This window comes from Pseudanabaena sp. SR411 (assembly GCF_002251945.1).
In the GTDB taxonomy this organism is placed as follows: domain Bacteria; phylum Cyanobacteriota; class Cyanobacteriia; order Pseudanabaenales; family Pseudanabaenaceae; genus Pseudanabaena.
Genome location: NZ_NDHW01000057.1, coordinates 1 through 2,766 on the forward strand (window position 1 = coordinate 1; position 2,766 = coordinate 2,766).

A 2,766-nucleotide genomic window follows, 5' to 3' on the forward strand; every position below is an offset into this window, starting at 1 on the left:
TTGTTAATTTGTCTCCTCTTCGGCTTCATATTTTAAAGTTTTTTTCTCCCACCTGCCAACGCTATTATTTGCTCCCTGCACCTGTTTCGTAATTGTTTTTCTCATTCCATTACGAGCGGAATGTGGGTTATTTGAGAGACTTACCAATAGAAAATGAAAACCATAACTGAGATTTGCTACCAACTTCAGCGAGGAGATTTTGAATTTAGCCGTCATGCCCTCAAACGCTCAGTTGAAAGGAATATTAGCGAACAGGAGATTATGCAAATATCTGAAGATGCGATCATTGTTGAGAAATACCCAGATGATAAATACTCACCAAGTTGTCTTATTTTTGGATTTACTCAAACCAATAGACCTCTTCACTTGCAAGTATCAATGTAAGAATCAGCGATCGTAAAAATCATTACAATATATGAACCAGATCCTAATCAATGGATTCAATTTACAAGGAGAAAATAAAATGAATAAATATCATGTATGTGGTTCAACAGAGTTTTCTCAAGAACTAATTAGCGAAGTTTTTTACATCTCTGGTAAACCTGTATTTGTCGAGAATATCCCCTCAACAATCTGCAACCAATGTGGTGAACAAACCTTTAGCCGCCAGACAACAGAGCAGATTCGCGTAATGTTACACAACAAATCTCAACCAATTAGAGTGATCGCTGTTGATGTTTTTTCACTCGCCTAAGATATTTGGGAAGAGTAGAAGTGGATGGTAGAAAATGCGATCGCTTTTACTAACTACAAGGCTTAGCGATCTGAATTGTTAATTTGGTGATTAGATAAGCAACAATTTTATGTGAAATAATTAGAGCAATAGCGATTTAGTAATTCATGCAATCTGATTAAAATCAAAGAAAAATACAGCCATGAAACGAGTAGAACTTCTCAATCGTATCTCAGTCAATCCAAATATATGCTTTGGAAAACCCTGTATTCGAGGACATCGCATTTGGGTGTCCCTAATCCTTGATTTTCTAGCGAATGGTACTAGCATCCCTGAATTACTAGAAGAATATCCCCAACTTCAACCAGAAGATATTTATGCCTGTATTGCTTACGGAGCAGCAATGTCAAGCGATCGCTATGTTGATATTCCCATCGAGAAATCAGCATGAAATTCAAACTAGATGAGAATATTGGTCAAAGAGGCATAAACCAGCTAAAACAAGCAGGCTACGATGTTTCTACTGTCCTTGAGCAAGGACTAACTTCAGCTTCAGATCCCACCGTCATAAAAGTTTGCCAGCAAGAAGATCGCTGTCTAGTTACTCTCGACTTAGACTTTAGCAATCCTCTACAATATGTACCTTCACAATACAGAGGAATAGCTGTTTTAAGATTACCTCCTAGAGCAACTATAGACGATCTGACAGATGCGATTCAGACTCTAATTAATGGATTAGAACGTGAAGATATTACAGGCAAACTCTGGATCATTCAACGTGGACGTATTCGTATTTATCAGCAAAGTGATGATTAAAAGTTTATTGCAGGCAGTATCTGCATTTGGGAAGAATTAAGGGAGATGGAGAAAAAGGCGATCACTTTTACTACTTGAGAGATTTACCAATTTGACTTGTCAATATGACGATTAAGCAATTAAATACGCGATCGCAGATCCTAATAATTTTCATTTGCTGAAAATGTTAAAATTGTCCACACTAGCCTCCCAACACAGCCTAACTGGAGTAACGCTATGTTATTGCAAGAACTTAAAAATCAGGTGCGTAAATTACCTGTAAGCGATCGCCTAGAACTTGTGCGCTCTATCATCGATTCGATTCAAGAAACTGCAATCTCAACACCTACGCGATCTCAAGCAATCAGCCGCATGAAAGGTTTACTCAAAACTAGCCAGCCAGCCCCAACCGATGCCGAAGTCGAATCAATGTTAGAACAACATCGAACCAGATCCTAATCAATGGATTCAATTTACAAGAAGAAAATCAAATGAATAGATGTCATGTATGCGTTTCAACAGAGTTTTCTCAAGAACTAATTAGCGAAGTTTTTTACATCTCTGGCAAACCTGTATTTGTCGAGAATATCCCCTCAACAGTCTGTAACCAATGTGGTGAGCAGACCTTTAGCAGCCAGACAACAGAGCAGATTCGCGTAATGTTACACAACAAATCGCAACCAATTAGAGCGATCTCTGTTGATGTTTTTTCACTCGCCTAAGATATTTGGGAAGAGTAGAAGTGGATGGGAGAAAATGCGATCGCTTTTACTACCTGCGAGACCTACCGATAGAATAAGAAGACTAAAACGAAGAGAAACAACATGGAAAAAGTAATCATCAAAACTAACATCAAACAACAAGTCAGTGATTTTCAATACTGGCAACAACAAACACCCCAAAAACGCCTAGAAACCCTCGAACAAATTCGCCAAGAATATCATCAATTCAATGCTCAACCAAGACTTCAAAGAATTTATACAATTATTAAATTAACTACTTAGTCATTGGCGGCTATGCAGTCGCCATACATGGACATCCACGATACACCAAAGACATCGATATTTGGATAGAAATCAGCGAAGAAAACTCACAAAAAATAATTACAGCATTAACAGAATTTGGCTTCGGCAGCTTACTCCCTTCCCGCTATAAGATCAGTGAATTAATGAAAAGATAAAATCCAGTGTTTTTCGTAATTGTATTTTTGAGAGAAATTGACTGGATTCAAAAAACTGCTCTAGCTGATTAGTGATATCTCCTAATGTTTTGCCAATAGGTAAGTGATGTAAAAACCT

Annotated in this window: 7 protein-coding genes; all 7 read left to right on the plus strand. The window is 37.6% G+C overall.

Annotated features, from left to right (window positions below):
- Window positions 1-153 precede the first annotated feature (153 nt).
- Entirely contained in the window at window positions 154-384 is a 231-nt protein-coding gene (locus tag B9G53_RS03845; RefSeq protein WP_254923539.1) for a DUF4258 domain-containing protein, read from the plus strand.
- Window positions 385-463: 79 nt separating this feature from the next.
- Window positions 464-694 carry a YgiT-type zinc finger protein gene (locus tag B9G53_RS03850; protein WP_094529349.1) on the plus strand — a complete coding sequence of 77 codons (231 nt, stop codon included), beginning with the start codon at window positions 464-466 and terminating at the stop codon, window positions 692-694.
- A 181-nt stretch (window positions 695-875) separates the two neighbouring features.
- Complete coding sequence (locus B9G53_RS03855) at window positions 876-1,124, plus strand: DUF433 domain-containing protein (protein WP_094529352.1); 249 nt, start codon at window positions 876-878, stop codon at window positions 1,122-1,124.
- Complete coding sequence (locus B9G53_RS03860; RefSeq protein ID WP_094529355.1) at window positions 1,121-1,489, plus strand: DUF5615 family PIN-like protein; 369 nt, start codon at window positions 1,121-1,123, stop codon at window positions 1,487-1,489. The genes B9G53_RS03855 and B9G53_RS03860 overlap by 4 nt, the downstream gene beginning before the upstream one ends.
- A gap of 216 nt (window positions 1,490-1,705) precedes the next feature.
- Entirely contained in the window at window positions 1,706-1,927 is a 222-nt protein-coding gene (locus tag B9G53_RS03865; protein ID WP_094529358.1) for a hypothetical protein, read from the plus strand.
- A 32-nt stretch (window positions 1,928-1,959) separates the two neighbouring features.
- Window positions 1,960-2,190, plus strand: a complete 231-nt coding sequence (locus B9G53_RS03870) for a YgiT-type zinc finger protein (protein ID WP_094529361.1) — start codon at window positions 1,960-1,962, stop codon at window positions 2,188-2,190.
- Window positions 2,191-2,292: 102 nt separating this feature from the next.
- Window positions 2,293-2,472 (plus strand): hypothetical protein, encoded by a 180-nt coding sequence (locus B9G53_RS03875; protein WP_094529364.1) that lies wholly within the window; start codon window positions 2,293-2,295, stop codon window positions 2,470-2,472.
- Window positions 2,473-2,766: the final 294 nt, after the last annotated feature.

Excerpts from the sequence above, each read along its gene's own strand:
- B9G53_RS03845 (WP_254923539.1), top strand. The coding sequence starts at position 154 with ATGAAAACCATAACTGAGATTTGCTACCAACTTCAGCGAGGAGATTTT.
- B9G53_RS03875 (WP_094529364.1), top strand. The coding sequence starts at position 2,293 with ATGGAAAAAGTAATCATCAAAACTAACATCAAACAACAAGTCAGTGAT.
- B9G53_RS03865 (WP_094529358.1), top strand. The coding sequence starts at position 1,706 with ATGTTATTGCAAGAACTTAAAAATCAGGTGCGTAAATTACCTGTAAGC.
- B9G53_RS03850 (WP_094529349.1), top strand. The coding sequence starts at position 464 with ATGAATAAATATCATGTATGTGGTTCAACAGAGTTTTCTCAAGAACTA.
- B9G53_RS03855 (WP_094529352.1), top strand. The coding sequence starts at position 876 with ATGAAACGAGTAGAACTTCTCAATCGTATCTCAGTCAATCCAAATATA.
- B9G53_RS03870 (WP_094529361.1), top strand. The coding sequence starts at position 1,960 with ATGAATAGATGTCATGTATGCGTTTCAACAGAGTTTTCTCAAGAACTA.
- B9G53_RS03860 (WP_094529355.1), top strand. The coding sequence starts at position 1,121 with ATGAAATTCAAACTAGATGAGAATATTGGTCAAAGAGGCATAAACCAG.